We start from the raw sequence: 241 nt of genomic DNA, 5'->3' as shown, positions 1-241 counted from the left end.
TATCGTTGGGAGAAATTGCGTAGTCGTCGGTTCTTAAAGGCTCAGCAGGAAATCGCCTGGGATCATCATAATAAAGTGTTAGTTCCACGGCAATTAGATGATTTTAAGAATTATCAGAAAGCTCGTATTATGGTGGCGAAGTATCGACAAAAGATTGCCAACCAACGGTTGGATCAGCTACAAAAATTCACTACTAAATTGGTCAAAAAGTACGACATCATTGTGTTGGAAAAACTTAATA

General features: G+C 38.2%; 1 protein-coding gene. It reads left to right on the top strand.

Annotation, left to right across the window (positions count from 1 at the left end):
- On the top strand, positions 1-241 hold a 241-nt coding region (locus AACL61_RS07140), incomplete at both ends, for a transposase (RefSeq protein WP_423245879.1).

Source organism: Limosilactobacillus reuteri subsp. porcinus (assembly GCF_036621895.1).
Classification (GTDB): Bacteria; Bacillota; Bacilli; order Lactobacillales; family Lactobacillaceae; genus Limosilactobacillus; species Limosilactobacillus reuteri_J.
The sequence above is the reverse complement of the archived record's forward strand: the minus strand, read 5'-3'. Positions and strand labels throughout refer to the sequence as shown.